Genomic DNA, 14,764 nt, shown 5'->3' with positions numbered 1-14,764 from the left:
TCCGCGGCCACTTTGCCTCGGGATAACCTGGGGATCGGCCCAATCGAGGGAAGGACCAGCAAGCCGGTGTCATCGCTAGCCACAACCGCGCGGACGGACGTCGTGCTGGTGGGCGCGGGCATCATGAGCGCGACGCTGGGCGCGTTGCTGCGCCGGCTGCAACCGGAGTGGTCGCTGACCTTCGTCGAGCGTCTCGACGCCGTCGCGGCCGAAAGCAGCAGCCCCTGGAACAACGCCGGCACCGGGCATTCGGCGCTGTGCGAGCTGAACTACACCCCGCAGCGCCCCGACGGCTCGATCGACATCGGCAAAGCGGTGCGCATCAACGAGCAGTTCCAGGTGACCCGCCAGTTCTGGGCTTACGCCGTCGAGAACGGCATCCTGACCGATCGGCGCTTCCTGACCCGGATCCCGCACGCGAGTTTCGTGCGTGGGGCGCAGGGCGTCGACTATCTGCGGCGACGCCGGGACGCTCTGGCCGCCAACCCGCTGTTCGCCGGCATCGAATTGATCGAGGACACCGGTGAGTTCGCCCGCCGGCTGCCGTTCATGGCCGCCAAACGCGACTTCTCCACGCCGACCGGGCTGAACTGGGCCGCTCACGGCACCGATGTCGATTTCGGTGCGCTGTCGCGCCAGCTGGTCGGGTTCTGTGTCCGGGGCGGCGCGACGGCCCTGTTCGGCCACGAGGTCCGCAACCTGACCCGCGCGTCCGACGGCGGCTGGACGCTGTCCATCCGCAATCGTCGCACCGGCGAAAAGCGCCGCCAACACGCCAAATTCGTCTTCGTCGGGGCCGGCGGTGACGCACTGCCGCTGCTGCAGAAGTCCGGCATCGGCGAGGTCAAGGGCTTCGCGGGATTCCCGATCGGCGGCCAATTCCTGCGCGCCGACAACCCGGCGCTCACCACCGCGCACCGGGCCAAGGTGTACGGGGCGCCCGCACCCGGGGCCCCGCCCCTGGGGGCGCTGCATCTGGACCTGCGCTACGTCAACGGCAAGCCGTGGCTGGTGTTCGGCCCGTACGCCGGCTGGTCACCGAAGTTCTTGAAACACGGGCACTTCACCGACCTGCCCCGCTCGGTGAAGCCCCACAACCTGGCCTCATTGCTCGGTGTCGGCGCCAGCCAGCTGACGCTCGTTCGGTACCTGCTCGGCCAACTGCGACTCTCCGAACCGGACCGGCTGCGCATGCTGCGCGAATTCGCGCCCACCGCAGCGGATTCCGACTGGGAGCTGACGGTGGCCGGTCAGCGCGTGCAGGTGATCCGGCGCGACAAGCGCAAGGGCGGCGTGCTCGACTTCGACACCACGGTGGTCGGTGCCGCCGACGGCACCATCGCGGGTCTGCTCGGCGGCTCGCCCGGGGCGTCGACCGCGGTGCCGATCATGCTCGACGTGTTGCAGCGGTGCTTTGCCAACCGCTTTCAGTCGTGGCTGCCCGCGCTCAAGGAGATGGTTCCGTCGCTGGGCGCGTCGCTGTCGGATGAGCCGGCGCTCTACGACGAGGTTTTTTCGTGGGGGACAAAGGTATTGGGGTTGGATGTCAATGACTGAAGCGTTGCGGCGGATCTGGGCCAAAGACCTTGATGCCCAGACACTTTACGAGCTACTCAAGTTGAGGGTGGAGGTGTTCGTCGTCGAGCAGGCGATCCCGTATCCGGAATTGGACGGCCGTGACCTCCTCGCCGAAACCCGCCACTTCTGGCTGGAGAGGGCCGACGGCGAGGTGATCTGTACGCTGCGCCTGATGGAGGAGCACGCCGGAGGCGAGAAGGCGTTCCGCATCGGGCGGCTGTGCACCAAGCGCAGCGCCCGCGGGCAGGGCCACACCACCCGGCTGTTGCGCGCGGCCCTGGCCGAGGTGGGTGACTACCCATGCCGGATCAACGCCCAGACCTATTTGGCCGACATGTACGCCCAGCACGGATTTGTGCGCGACGGCGACGATTTCCTCGACGACGGCGTCCCCCACGTGCCCATGCTGCGGCCCGCCTCCGGTCCGGCGGCCAAGCCGTGAGGCCCTACCCGTTCAGCGCCATCGTCGGGCACGACCAGCTGCGGCTTGCCCTGCTGTTGTGCGCCGTGCGCCCCGAGATCGGCGGCGCGCTCATCCGCGGCGAAAAGGGCACCGCCAAGTCGACGGCCGTGCGCGGCCTGGCGGCGTTGCTGTCCGCGGCGACCGGCAGCGATTCCGGCCTGGTCGAAATGCCGCTCGGGGCAACCGAAGACAGGGTGATCGGCTCGCTGGATCTGCAGCGCGTGCTGCGCGACGGCGAGCACGCGTTTTCGCCGGGCCTGCTGGCCCGCGCGCACGGCGGCGTGCTCTACGTCGACGAGGTCAACCTGCTGCACGATCATCTGGTCGATGTGCTGCTCGACGCCGCGGCGATGGGGCGGGTACACATCGAACGCGACGGCATCTCGCATTCGCATGAGGCGCGATTCGTGTTGATCGGCACCATGAATCCCGAAGAGGGCGAACTGCGTCCGCAACTGTTGGACCGGTTCGGGCTCACCGTCGACGTGCACGCCTCCCGCGACGTCGACGTCCGCGTGCAGGTCATCCGGCAGCGAATGGCTTACGAGGCCGACCCGGACGGTTTCGCCGAGCGCTACGCCGCCGCCGATGCCGAGCTGGCCCGGCGCATCGCCGAGGCCCGCGCGCTCGTCGACGATGTGGTGTTGCCCAACAACGAGTTACGGCGTATCGCGGCGCTGTGCGCGGCGTTCGACGTCGACGGCATGCGCGCTGACCTGGTGGTGGCCCGCACCGCCGTCGCGCACGCCGCCTGGCGCGGGGCGCCCACCGTCGAGGAACAGGACATCCGGGTCGCCGCCGAGCTGGCGCTGCCGCATCGGCGCCGCCGCGATCCCTTCGACGATCCGGGTATCGACCGCGACCAGCTGGACGAAGCCCTGGCGCAGGCCGGCACCGACCCGGACCCCGAGCCCGACCCGCCCGGCGGGGGTCAATCGGCGGACGCCGAACCCGATGGGCCACTACGGGACTCGGGGGAGAGCCCTGCGGCGGCGCCGCCGAAGACCAAGCCCAGCGCGCCGCCGTCGAAAACCTTCCGCACCCGCGCGCTGCGCGTTCCGGGTGTCGGAGAGGGCGCGCCCGGGCGGCGATCACGCGCGCGCAACGCCAGCGGCAGCGTCGTCGCCGCCACCGACGGGGACGACACCAGTTGCGGCGGGCACGGCCTGCACCTGTTCGCCACGCTGCTCTCGGCCGCCGAGCGCGCCGGAGCGGGCCCGCTGCGGCCACAGCCCGACGACGTGCGGCGCGCCGTGCGCGAGGGACGCGAAGGCAACCTGGTGATCTTCGTCGTGGACGCCTCGGGCTCGATGGCCGCACGCGACCGCATGGCGGCGGTCAGCGGCGCCACGCTGTCGCTGCTGCGCGACGCCTATCAGCGCCGCGACAAGGTCGCCGTGATCACCTTCCGGCACCAGGAGGCGCGGTTGCTGTTGCCGCCCACCACCTCGGCGCACATCGCCGGCCGCCGCCTGGCCCGGTTCGACACCGGCGGCAAGACCCCGCTGGCCGAAGGCCTGCTGGCCGCGCGCGAACTGATCGTGCGGGAGAAGGCCCGTGACCGGGCCCGCCGCGCGCTGGTGGTGGTGCTCACCGACGGCCGGGCCACCGCCGGGCCCGATCCGTTGGGCCGCACCCGATCCGCGGCGGCCCGGCTCGTCGCCGAAGGCGCCGCGGCGGTGGTCGTCGATTGCGAAACGTCGTTCGTGCGGCTCGGCTTGGCCGAGCAGCTGGCCCGCCAGCTCGGCGCCCCGGCCGTCCGGCTGGAGCAGTTGCACGCGGACTCGTTGACGCGTGCGGTGCGCGACGTGGCATGAGAAAGGTAACCCGTTATGCCGCAAGGAGTTCCGCTCCAAGTCCCCGATGACGGCCTGACCACCCGGTCGCGACGACACACGCCGGTGCTGGCGGTGCACACCGGCGCCGGCAAGGGAAAGTCGACGGCGGCGTTCGGTATGGCGTTGCGGGCCTGGAACGCCGGGCTTTCCGTCGCGGTGTTCCAGTTCGTCAAGAGCGCCAAGTGGAAGGTGGGCGAAGAGGCGGCTTTCGCCGCACTCGGCGACGTGCACGAGCAACACCAGGCCGGCGCACCCGTCGAGTGGCACAAGATGGGTGCGGGCTGGTCCTGGACGCGCAAGGCGGGCAGCGACATCGACCACGCGGCGGTCGCGGCCGACGGCTGGGCCGAGGTCGCGCGCCGGCTGGCCGCCCAGCGTCACGACTTCTACGTGCTGGACGAGTTCACCTACCCGCTGAAGTGGGGCTGGGTGGACGTCGACGAGGTGGTCGAGGTGCTGTCGGCCCGGCCCGGCCATCAGCATGTCGTGATCACCGGACGCGATGCCCCACAGCGGTTGATCGACGCGGCCGACCTGGTCACCGAGATGACCAAGGTCAAGCATCCGATGGACGCCGGGCGCAAGGGGCAGAAGGGCATCGAGTGGTGAGAGTTCCCGCCGTGGTCATCGCCGCTCCCGCCTCCGGCAGCGGAAAGACCACCGTGGCAACGGGTTTGATCGGCGCCCTGCGACAGGCGGGTCACACCGTCGCGCCGTTCAAGGTGGGCCCGGACTTCATCGACCCCGGCTATCACGGCCTCGCCGCCGGCCGGCCGGGCCGCAACCTCGACCCGGTGCTGGTCGGGGAGGACCTCGTCGGCCCGCTGTACGCGCATGGCGCCGCCGGCGCGGACATCGCCGTGATCGAGGGCGTGATGGGGCTGTTCGACGGGCGGATCGGGCCGTCCGCCGCCACCCCCGCCGCGGGATCCACCGCCCACGTCGCCGGCCTGCTGGGCGCGCCCGTCGTCCTGGTCATCGACGCGCGCGGTCAAAGCCAGAGCATCGCCGCACTGCTGCATGGCTTTTCGACGTTCGACACCGCCACCCGGGTCGCCGGCGTGATCCTGAACCGGGTCGGCTCGGCCCGGCACGAGCAGGTGCTGCGGCAGGCATGCGAGCAGGCCGGTGTCCCAGTGCTGGGCGCCATCGGGCGCGCTGCCGAATTGGAGCTGCCCACCAGGTATTTGGGGTTGGTCACCGCCGTGGAGTACGGGCGCCGGGCCCGCCACGCGGTCGACGCGATGACCGCCCTGGTCGCCCGCCACGTCGACCTGGCGGCCGTGATCGCGGTCGCGCGAGCCCCGACAGCGCAGCGACCGTGGGATCCGGCGGCCGCGGTGGGGGAGGCGGCGCGGCGGGGCGGCGAGCGTGCCACCGTCGCCGTGGCGGCCGGGAAGGCCTTCAGCTTCGGCTACGCCGAGCACGCGGAGCTGCTGGCGGCCGCCGGCGCGGACGTCGTCGACTTCGATCCGCTCGGTGACGCGTTGCCCGACGGCAGCGATGCGGTGTTGTTGCCCGGCGGTTTTCCCGAACAGTTCACCGCCGAACTCTCGGCCAACGAGGTCGTGCGCCGGCAGATCAAGGAGCTGGCCGCCGCCGGGGCACCCGTCCACGCCGAGTGCGCCGGGCTGATCTACCTGGCCGCCGAGCTCGACGGCCACCCGATGTGCGGCGTGCTCGCCGGGCAGGCCCGCTTCACTCCGCACCTGACGCTGGCCTACCGCGATGCCGTCGCCGTGGCGGACTCCCCGCTGTACACCGCGGGCCAGCGGGCCGTCGGGCACGAATTCCACCGCACCACAGTCACATTCAGCGACAGCTATCAGCCGGCATGGATGTACCGGTCCCATGACGCCGACCCTGCGGGCGGGGCCGTGCGCGACGGCGTCGTGCACGCCGGCGTGCACGCGTCGTACCTGCACACCCATCCGGCCGCCGCGCCGGGGGCGGTGGCGCGCTTCGTCGCACACGCCGCCGCCCGGCGGGCCGGTTCGCGGGCGTAACCCCACGGCGAAAAAGTGCGGCAAAAATCGCCGCCCGGTTACGCGCGCGGTGCCAAGGCCGCCAACCACTAGGCTTGCCGCGTGACTGAGAGCGCCTACCTCGTTGGGCTGCGGCTGGCCGGCAAGAAGGTCGTCGTCGTCGGCGGCGGCACCGTCGCCCAGCGCCGGCTGCCGTTGCTCATCGCCAGCGGCGCCGACGTCCACGTCATCTCCCGCAGCGCCACCCGGTCGGTCGAGGCGATGACCGGAATCACCCTGGCGTTGCGCGAATACCGCAACGGCGACCTCGAGGGAGCCTGGTACGCGATCGCGGCCACCGACGACCCGCGCGTGAACGAGGCCGTGGTCGCCGAGGCCGACAGCCGCCAGATCTTCTGCGTGCGGGCGGACGTCGCCGTCGAGGGGACCGCGGTCACCCCAGCGACATTCAGCTATGCGGGGTTGTCCGTCGGCGTCCTGGCCGGCGGCGAGCACCGACGCTCGGCGGCGATCCGCTCGGCCATCCGGGAGGCCCTGCAGACCGGCGTCATCACCCCCGAGGGCCCGGTGAGCTCCGACGCCGTCACGGGCACCGTGGCGCTGATCGGCGGCGGTCCCGGCGACCCCGAACTGATCACCGTGCGCGGCCGCCGGCTGCTCGCCCAGGCCGACGTCGTGGTCGCCGATCGCCTCGCCCCGCCAGAACTGCTCGCCGAGCTGCCTCCCCACGTGGAAGTCATCGACGCCGCCAAGATCCCGTACGGGCGGGCGATGGCGCAGGAAGCCATCAACGACGTGATGATCGAACGCGCCCGGGCCGGAAGCTTCGTGGTGCGCCTCAAAGGTGGGGACCCGTTCGTGTTCGCCCGCGGCTACGAGGAGGTGCTCGCGTGCGCCGACGCCGGGATCCCGGTCACCGTCGTGCCGGGTGTGACCAGCGCCATAGGAGTGCCCGCATTGGCGGGTGTCCCCGTCACTCATCGGGCGATCAATCACGAATTCGTGGTGGTCAGCGGCCATCTCCCACCCGGGCATCCCGAATCGTTAGTGAATTGGGATGCGCTGGCCGCACTCTCGGGCACGATTGTTTTGCTGATGGCCGTCGAGCGCATCGAACTTTTCGCCGAAGCGCTCTTGAAGGGCGGGCGACCTGCGGATACACCCGTGCTAGTCGTTCAGCATGGAACGACGGCCGCTCAACACACTTTGCGGGCGACGCTGGCCGACACGCCCGAAAAGATTCGCGCCGAGGGTATTCGACCTCCCGCGATCATCGTGATCGGCGCCGTGGCGGCGTTCGGGCTTTAAACGGTTCTTAAGATTACTGTAAGGTAACCCTTTATGACGGCTCTCAACGACTCAGAGCGCGCTGTCCAAAACTGGACGTCTGCACGCCCCGATCGTCCGGCCCCGGTGCAACCGGCGGAGACCGCCTCAAAGCCCCCGGCGGAGACCGCCTCCACTCGCATCAGCAAGTACTACCCGGCGTGGCTGCCGTCGCGGCGCTTCATCGCGGCCGTCGTCGCCATCGGCGGTATGCAGCTGCTCGCGACGATGGACAGCACCGTCGCGATCGTCGCGCTCCCCAAGATCCAAAACGAGCTCAGCCTGTCCGACGCCGGGCGCAGCTGGGTGATCACGGCCTATGTGCTGACCTTCGGCGGGCTGATGCTGCTCGGCGGCCGACTCGGCGACACCATCGGGCGCAAGCGCACCTTCATCGTCGGCGTCGCCCTGTTCACCATCTCCTCCGTGCTGTGCGCGGTCGCCTGGGACGAGGCGACCATGGTCATCGCCCGGCTGTCGCAGGGTGTCGGGTCGGCCATCGCCTCGCCGACGGGCCTGGCGCTGGTGGCGACCACCTTCCCCAAGGGGCCGGCGCGCAACTTCGCGACCGCGGTCTTCGCCGCGATGACGGCTGTCGGCTCGGTGATGGGCCTCGTGGTCGGGGGAGCGCTGACCGAGGTGTCGTGGCGGCTGGCGTTCCTGGTGAACGTGCCGATCGGCCTGGTGATGATCTACCTGGCGCGCACCGCGCTGCGCGAGACCAACCGCGAGCGGATGAAGCTGGACGCCACCGGCGCCATGCTGGCCACGCTGACGTGCACCGCCGCGGTGTTCGCCTTCTCGATGGGGCCGGAAAAGGGGTGGGTGTCGATCACCACCATCGGTTCGGGTGTGGTGGCGATGCTCGCGGCGCTGGCCTTCATCATCGTGGAGCGCACCGCGGAGAACCCCGTCGTGCCGTTCGATCTGTTCCGTGACCGCAACCGGCTGGTCACCTTCACCGCAATCTTCTTGGCCGGCGGGCTGATGTTCAGCCTGACCGTGTGCATCGGCCTGTACGTGCAGGACATCCTCGGCTACAGCGCGCTGCACGCCGGCGTCGGTTTCATCCCGTTCGTCATCGCGATGGGAATCGGCCTCGGGGTTTCCTCGCAGCTGGTGTCACGGTTCTCGCCACGGGTCTTGACCATCGGCGGCGGCATCCTGCTCTTCTGGGCGATGCTGTACGGCTGGGCGTTCATGCACCGCGGCGTCGCCTACTTCCCGAACCTGGTGCTGCCGATCGTCGTCGGCGGGATCGGCATCGGCATGGCCGTCGTGCCGCTGACGCTGTCGGCCATCGCCGGCGTGGGCTTCGATCAGATCGGTCCCGTCTCCGCGGTCACGCTGATGCTGCAGAGCCTGGGTGGCCCGCTCGTGTTGGCCGTCATCCAGGCCGTGATCACTTCGCGGACACTGTATTTGGGCGGCACCACCGGCCCGGTGAAGAATATGACCGACGCGCAGCTGCAGGCGCTCGACCACGGCTATACCTACGGCCTGCTGTGGGTGGCCGGGGTGGCCGTCATCGTCGGCGGTGCGGCGCTGCTCATCGGCTACACGCCCGACCAGGTCGCGCACGCGCAAGAGGTCAAGGAAGCGATCGACGCCGGGGAGCTGTAGCTCCCTCACCCGCCGCGAGGCTGTCCTACCCCGGGAAACGCGTCGCTGGTTGCAGTCTCGGCCTGCCGGATGCCGGGCCCTGCGTCACCGCTAGGCTGGCCCGCTGTGATCACCCGGATGTCCCAGCTGTTTTTGCGCACGTTGCGCGACGATCCCGCCGACGCCGAAGTCGCCAGCCACAAGCTGCTGATCCGCGCCGGCTACATCCGGCCCATCGCGCCCGGGCTGTACAGCTGGCTGCCGCTGGGATTGCGGGTGCTGCGCCGCATCGAGCGCATCGTCCGCGAGGAGATGAATGCCATTGGGGGGCAAGAAATCCTGTTTCCCGCCCTGCTGCCCCGCGCGCCCTACGAGGCGACGAACCGGTGGACCGAATACGGCGACTCGGTGTTCCGGCTGGCCGACCGCCGCGGCAACGACTACCTGCTGGGTCCCACCCACGAAGAGCTGTTCACCCTGACCGTCAAGGGCGAATACAGCTCCTACAAAGACTTTCCGGTCCTGCTGTACCAGATCCAGAACAAATACCGCGACGAGGCGCGGCCGCGGGCCGGCATTCTGCGCGTGCGCGAGTTCTTGATGAAGGACTCCTACTCGTTCGACATCGACGACGCCGGACTCAAGGCCGCCTACCACGCCCACCGCGAGGCCTATCAGCGCATCTTCGCCCGACTGCAGGTGCGCTACGTCATCGTCTCCGCGGTCTCCGGCGCCATGGGCGGCAGCGCCTCCGAGGAGTTCCTGGCCGAAAGCCCCGTCGGCGAGGACACCTTCGTGCGGTGCCTGGAGTCCGGCTACGCGGCCAACGTCGAGGCCGTCGTCACCGCGCGCCCGGAGGCGCAGCCGATCGACGGGCTGCCCGAGGCGGTGGTCCACGACACCGGCGACACCCCGACCATCGCCACCCTGGTGGACTGGGCCAATACCGCCGGCCTGGGCCGAGCCGTCACCGCGGCCGACACGTTGAAGAACGTGCTGCTCAAGGTGCGCCAGCCCGGAGGGGACTGGGAGCTGCTGGCCATCGGGCTGCCCGGCGACCGCGAGGTCGACGACAAGCGGCTGGGCGCGGCGCTCGAACCCGCCGAATACGCGATGCTCGACGACGCCGACTTCGCCAAGCACCCCTTCCTGGTGAAGGGATACATCGGTCCAAAAGCGTTGCAAGACAACGGCGTTCGCTACCTGGTCGATCCGCGGGTGGTCGACGGCACCAGCTGGATCACCGGGGCCGACGAGCCCGGCCGCCACGTTGTCGGGCTGGTCGCCGGCCGGGACTTCACCGCCGACGGCACCATCGAGGCCGCCGAGGTGCGAGACGGCGACCCCTCGCCGGACGGCGCCGGCCCGCTGGTGTCGGCACGCGGCATCGAGGTTGCGCACATCTTCCAGCTCGGCCGCAAATACACCGACGCCTTCACCGCCGACGTGCTCGGCGAGGACGGCAAGCCGGTGCGCCTGACCATGGGCTCCTATGGGCTGGGGGTGTCGCGGATGGTGGCCGTGATCGCCGAGCAGCACCACGACGAGTTGGGGCTGCGCTGGCCGTCGGCCGTCGCCCCGTTCGACGTCCACCTGGTGATCGCCAACAAAGACGACCAGGCCCGCACCGGGGCCACCGAGCTCGCCGGCGAGCTGGACCGGCTGGGTGTCGACGTGCTGCTGGATGACCGGCAGGCCTCGCCCGGCGTGAAGTTCAAGGATGCCGAGCTGCTGGGCGTGCCCTGGATCGTGGTGGTGGGACGCGGCTGGGCGGACGGCGTGGTGGAGCTGCGCGACCGCTTCGGCGGGCAAACCCGCGAACTCGCGACCGGCCCGTCGCTGGCCACCGACATCGCGGCCGCGCTGCGATAGCCCGATGGTGGCGACCCGCTGCGCCCGGCCACGGCCGCGCTTGCGATCGCCACGGGTTAGTCGTTGCCGCCCGGGAAGCTCGTCGTGATCGGCCAGGCGCCCAGCACCCGGTTCCACCGGGCGGCCATGACCGCGCTCTGAACCAGCGCCGTCGAGGCGAACGCCCGATCCTCGGCGGTCTCGGCGTGTTCGGCGACGACGCGCCACGCGCCCGCGCCGTCGTTCTCCATCCGCGCGGCCAGCCGCGCCGCGTCCGCCGGGCTGCCGACCACCAGGGGCAGCTGGTAGCCGGCCGCGGCGACCGGAGCGGTGACCTTGCGGGCGGTCAGCATCGCGATGACGTCGTCGCGGCGTCGGCGGTGCTGCTCGAGGGCCTCCACCACCATGTCGTTCACGCTCGGGGGGGACATCGCCGAGACGATGCCGTAGCCGTAGATCGTCGAGTGTTCGATGGCCAGCGCGTCCGACAGCGCCGCGTTGTCGGCGTCCTTCCCCGAAGTCATATCGACGGCCCCCCCGGCACCAGAGCCACGGTGTAGGACGCCGTGCAGGACGCGGCGATCGAGGCGAGCAGCCCCGCCCGGTAACCGGATTCGGTGCCCACCAGGCGAGCCGCACTGTCGGCCGAGGCGTGCAGCGCGTTGATCACGTCGGCCACCGGCGGCGGGGGAGGCGGGGGGCCGGCCGGTTCGGCCTGACTCGGGCTGGTCGTTTCGCTCGATGACGGCGCGGCGAGCTTGCCGGCGGCCCGCGAGATCTCGGTGGACAGCGCGCGGGCGTGCGCGGCGCGTTGGCTCGCCACCACCGTCAGCGCGGCGGCGACCTGCGGAGGGTTGCCGACGGCCGAGGCGGCGGCACTCGCCAGCGCGCTGTCGTGGCGCGCCTGGTCCAACGGGCCCAGCAGTTGTTCGACGGGCGGGGGCTTGGGCGCGGACTTGCCGCACGCGGCCACCACCGTCAGCGCGGCCAACGCGACGCCGCCGGAGAGGACGTCTCGCCTGTTGACGAACGGAACTGCGCTAGGCACAAGGACATCCTGCCACCGGTGCCGCAGCGGGCACGAAGCCAGCACGCGATCGCGCCGCCATCCGCGATTCCTGGCGTATCGTGGATAGCTGGTTCTCGCAGAGGGCGGCCAGCATGTTCCTCCGCCGGGACACCGGAAGCCGGACGCGAAGCCATCGCGGCGGCGACATCCGCCAGATGACCGGACAACTCAAGATGAGGAGCTCGCCGTGACCACCGGGCTACCGTCGCAGACGCAGGTGATCGAGCTACTCGATGCAGAGTTTGCGCGCGCCGGATACGAGATCGAAGACGTGGTCATCGACGCCCGCACCCACCCGCCGCGCATCACGGTGATCGCCGACGGCGACGACGGCCTCGACCTGGACACGGCGGCCACGCTGTCGCACTCGGCGTCGGAGCTGCTCGACCGTCTGGACACCATCGGGGACCACTACGTGCTCGAGGTCTCCTCGCCCGGCGTGGACCGCCCCCTGACCTGCGCGAAACACTTCCGCCGCGCCCGCGGCCGCAAGGTCGACGTCACCCTCTCCGACGGATCGACGCTGACCGGCCGCGTCGGCGAGACGAACGAGGACGCGGTCGCGCTGGTGGTGCGCGCGGGGCGGGACTGGGCGATACGCGAAATCTCGCTCGCCGACGTCGTCAAAGCTGTTGTCCAGGTGGAGTTTTCGCCCCCTGCCCCAGCGGAACTGGAACTCGCGAAGCGTGGCGACGATGCAGAGCGTAGCGATGAGGAGGAGCGGCGCAGATGAACCGCGCTGGCGACGATGCAGAGCGTAGCGATGAGGAGGAGCGGCGCAGATGAACATCGACATGGCCGCACTGCACGCGATCGAGGTGGATCGGGGCATCTCGGTCAACGAGCTGCTCGAGACCATCAAGTCCGCGCTGCTGACCGCCTATCGGCACACCGAGGGCCATCAGAACGACGCGCGGATCGAGATCGACCGCAAGACCGGCGTCGTCCGGGTGATCGCCCGGGAGACCGACGAAGACGACAACGTCATCAGCGAATGGGACGACACCCCCGAGGGCTTCGGGCGCATCGCCGCCACCACCGCGCGCCAGGTGATGCTGCAGCGATTCCGCGATGCCGAAAACGAGCGCACCTACGGCGAGTTCTCCACCCGGGAGGGCGAGATCGTCGCGGGCGTGATCCAGCGTGACAGCCGGGCAAACGCGCGCGGCCTCGTGGTGGTGCGGATGGGCACCGAGACGAAGGCGTCCGAGGGCGTGATCCCGGCGGCCGAACAGGTTCCCGGGGAAAGCTACGAACACGGCAACCGGGTGCGGTGCTACGTGATCGGGGTGACCCGCGGGGCCCGAGAGCCGCTGATCACGCTGTCGCGCACCCACCCCAACCTGGTTCGCAGGCTGTTCTCCCTGGAGGTGCCCGAGATCGCCGACGAATCGGTCGAAATCGTGGCCGTGGCGCGGGAGGCCGGCCACCGCTCCAAGATCGCCGTGAAGTCGAACGTTCCCGGTCTGAACGCCAAGGGCGCCTGCATCGGCCCGATGGGCCAGCGGGTCCGCAACGTGATGAGCGAGCTCTCCGGTGAGAAGATCGACATCATCGACTACGACGAGGACCCGGCCCGCTTCGTCGCCAACGCGTTGTCGCCGGCCAAGGTGGTCTCGGTGTCGATCATCGACCAGTCCGCCCGCGCCGCCCGGGTCGTCGTCCCCGACTTCCAGTTGTCACTGGCCATCGGCAAGGAGGGCCAGAACGCGCGGCTGGCCGCCCGGCTCACCGGCTGGCGCATCGACATTCGCGGGGACTCGCCGGCCGGCGCCGGCGGGCATCCGGAGAGCGAGCCCGAACGCGGCGCCAGCCACGGAATGGCCCACGACCGCTAGCGGCATGCCGGGCACGGCCGCACATCCTCGGGCGGTTCTGCGCGTCGATCCGGTGACGCTAGACTGAGCCGTGATCCAGCACGAACTTTCGGCTCCCGAGGCCAATAGGGCGCACCGACACGCGGGTGGACCCGTGCGGACGTGCATCGGGTGCCGAAAGCGAGAGTTGGCCGTCGAACTGCTTCGCGTGGTGGCTGTGCCGACCGGGAACGGCGAATTCGCCGTGATCGTTGACACAGGCAGTGGCCTGCCGGGGCGGGGTGCATGGCTGCATCCCGTGTCGCAGTGCGCGCAACAGGCGATCCGGCGGCGGGCTTTCACCAGAGCGCTGCGCATCACCGGTTCACCGGACACCTCCGCGGTGGTCGAGCACATAGAGTTTGTCAGTGCGCCCGATCGCCCGGCAACAGAACAGGTAGCAAAGAACATGAGCACACCGTGAAGTCCCGATGACTCGCATCCCCATGCGTTACAGCTAATTCCCGAGGCGCGGCCCCACGACTGTCGCCTCATAGACAGGAGATGTAGTGGCAGGTAAGGCCCGCGTACACGAGTTGGCTAAGGAACTCGGTGTTACCAGCAAGGAAGTCCTCGCCCGGCTGAATGATCAGGGCGAATTCGTCAAATCCGCATCGTCGACGGTAGAAGCGCCGGTCGCTCGCCGGCTGCGCGAGTCCTTCGGCGGCGGCAAGGCCGCGGCCGAGAAGGCCCCCGCGAAGGCCGCAAAAGGCGAGGCCAAGCCCGCCGCCAAGGCTCCCGACAAGTCGCTCGACACGGCCCTCGACAACGCGATCAACAAGGCCGGCGGCAACGGCGAGGCGACAGCGACGCCCGCCCAGCCCGGTGGCGCGGCGCCGTCCGCCGCCGCCGCCCAGGCCTCCGGCGCCGCCCCGACCGACGCCCCGGCACGACCGGGGCCGGCCCCCGCGCGCCCGTCGGCGCCGGCGCCCGGGCAGCCCAAACCGCCCGCGCCCGGCCAGGCGCCGCAACCCGGCATGACGCCGGGCCCGCGCCCCGGCCCCATCCCCAAGCCCCGCGCCCCGCGCGTCGGCAACAACCCGTTCTCGTCGGCGCAACCCGTCGACCGGCCCATTCCACGCCCGGCGGCGCCCCGTCCCGGAGCGCCCCGTCCGGGCGCCCCGCGGCCCGGCGCTTCCCCGGGCAACATGCCACCCCGGCCCGGCGGCGCCGCTGGTCAGGGCCGCCCGGCGCGG

Annotated in this window: 14 protein-coding genes; 12 read left to right on the top strand and 2 right to left on the bottom strand. The window is 70.5% G+C overall.

Annotation, left to right across the window (positions count from 1 at the left end; all coding sequences use genetic code 11):
- Positions 1-123: 123 nt before the first annotated feature.
- The 8 genes from mqo (at position 124) to JF781_RS16025 (ending at position 10,664) form a co-directional block, all read left to right on the top strand.
- Positions 124-1,557 (top strand): malate dehydrogenase (quinone), encoded by a 1,434-nt coding sequence (gene mqo, locus JF781_RS16060; RefSeq protein ID WP_255641950.1) that lies wholly within the window; start codon positions 124-126, stop codon positions 1,555-1,557.
- The gene (locus JF781_RS16055; RefSeq protein ID WP_225330151.1) at positions 1,550-2,020 is read left to right on the top strand and encodes a GNAT family N-acetyltransferase; all 471 of its coding nucleotides are present in this window, start codon (positions 1,550-1,552) and stop codon (positions 2,018-2,020) included. Before mqo ends, JF781_RS16055 begins: the two co-directional genes overlap by 8 nt.
- A complete protein-coding gene (locus JF781_RS16050) occupies positions 2,017-3,858 on the top strand; it encodes a magnesium chelatase subunit D family protein (RefSeq protein WP_225330152.1) in 1,842 nt (613 codons plus the stop codon). Before JF781_RS16055 ends, JF781_RS16050 begins: the two co-directional genes overlap by 4 nt.
- Before the next feature lie 15 nt (positions 3,859-3,873).
- Positions 3,874-4,488, top strand: coding sequence for a cob(I)yrinic acid a,c-diamide adenosyltransferase (cobO, locus tag JF781_RS16045; RefSeq protein WP_225330153.1), 615 nt, complete (start codon positions 3,874-3,876; stop codon positions 4,486-4,488).
- Positions 4,485-5,885, top strand: a complete 1,401-nt coding sequence (locus tag JF781_RS16040; RefSeq protein WP_225330154.1) for a cobyrinate a,c-diamide synthase — start codon at positions 4,485-4,487, stop codon at positions 5,883-5,885. The genes cobO and JF781_RS16040 overlap by 4 nt, the downstream gene beginning before the upstream one ends.
- 81 nt (positions 5,886-5,966) lie before the next feature.
- Positions 5,967-7,172, top strand: coding sequence for a uroporphyrinogen-III C-methyltransferase (gene cobA, locus JF781_RS16035; protein WP_374109711.1), 1,206 nt, complete (start codon positions 5,967-5,969; stop codon positions 7,170-7,172).
- A gap of 33 nt (positions 7,173-7,205) precedes the next feature.
- On the top strand, positions 7,206-8,813 hold the full coding sequence (locus JF781_RS16030) for an MFS transporter (RefSeq protein WP_225330155.1): 1,608 nt from the start codon (positions 7,206-7,208) through the stop codon (positions 8,811-8,813).
- 105 nt (positions 8,814-8,918) lie between these two features.
- Entirely contained in the window at positions 8,919-10,664 is a 1,746-nt protein-coding gene (locus JF781_RS16025; RefSeq protein WP_225330156.1) for a proline--tRNA ligase, read from the top strand.
- Positions 10,665-10,720: 56 nt separating this feature from the next.
- Here the strand turns inward: JF781_RS16025 and JF781_RS16020 are convergent, their stop codons facing one another.
- A complete protein-coding gene (locus JF781_RS16020) occupies positions 10,721-11,167 on the bottom strand; it encodes a ferritin-like domain-containing protein (protein WP_225330157.1) in 447 nt (148 codons plus the stop codon).
- A complete protein-coding gene (locus tag JF781_RS16015; RefSeq protein WP_225330158.1) occupies positions 11,164-11,691 on the bottom strand; it encodes a hypothetical protein in 528 nt (175 codons plus the stop codon). The genes JF781_RS16020 and JF781_RS16015 overlap by 4 nt, the downstream gene beginning before the upstream one ends.
- Positions 11,692-11,899: 208 nt before the next feature.
- On the opposite strand from JF781_RS16015, the gene rimP reads away from it, so the two are divergent.
- From rimP to JF781_RS15995, 4 genes are all read left to right on the top strand, one after another.
- Positions 11,900-12,445, top strand: coding sequence for a ribosome maturation factor RimP (gene rimP / locus JF781_RS16010; protein WP_225330159.1), 546 nt, complete (start codon positions 11,900-11,902; stop codon positions 12,443-12,445).
- Positions 12,446-12,494: 49 nt separating this feature from the next.
- On the top strand, positions 12,495-13,550 hold the full coding sequence (nusA, locus tag JF781_RS16005; RefSeq protein WP_225330160.1) for a transcription termination factor NusA: 1,056 nt from the start codon (positions 12,495-12,497) through the stop codon (positions 13,548-13,550).
- A gap of 166 nt (positions 13,551-13,716) precedes the next feature.
- A complete protein-coding gene (locus JF781_RS16000; RefSeq protein ID WP_255641943.1) occupies positions 13,717-13,992 on the top strand; it encodes a YlxR family protein in 276 nt (91 codons plus the stop codon).
- Between the two features lie 85 nt (positions 13,993-14,077).
- A partial coding sequence (locus JF781_RS15995) for a translation initiation factor IF-2 N-terminal domain-containing protein (protein ID WP_225341281.1) occupies positions 14,078-14,764 on the top strand: 687 nt, incomplete at its 3' end.

The organism is Mycobacterium sp. WUMAC-067, assembly GCF_020217485.1.
Lineage (GTDB): Bacteria > Actinomycetota > Actinomycetes > Mycobacteriales > Mycobacteriaceae > Mycobacterium.
Note: the sequence above shows the minus strand (reverse complement) of the source record. Positions and strands in the feature narration are given on the sequence as shown.

What these genes read in the sequence shown, in the direction of transcription:
- mqo (WP_255641950.1), top strand. Translation starts at nt 124, where the DNA reads ATGAGCGCGACGCTGGGCGCGTTGCTGCGCCGGCTGCAACCGGAGTGG.
- JF781_RS16055 (WP_225330151.1), top strand. Translation starts at nt 1,550, where the DNA reads ATGACTGAAGCGTTGCGGCGGATCTGGGCCAAAGACCTTGATGCCCAG.
- cobO (WP_225330153.1), top strand. Translation starts at nt 3,874, where the DNA reads ATGCCGCAAGGAGTTCCGCTCCAAGTCCCCGATGACGGCCTGACCACC.
- JF781_RS16030 (WP_225330155.1), top strand. Translation starts at nt 7,206, where the DNA reads ATGACGGCTCTCAACGACTCAGAGCGCGCTGTCCAAAACTGGACGTCT.
- JF781_RS16020 (WP_225330157.1), bottom strand. Translation starts at nt 11,167, where the DNA reads ATGACTTCGGGGAAGGACGCCGACAACGCGGCGCTGTCGGACGCGCTG.
- nusA (WP_225330160.1), top strand. Translation starts at nt 12,495, where the DNA reads ATGAACATCGACATGGCCGCACTGCACGCGATCGAGGTGGATCGGGGC.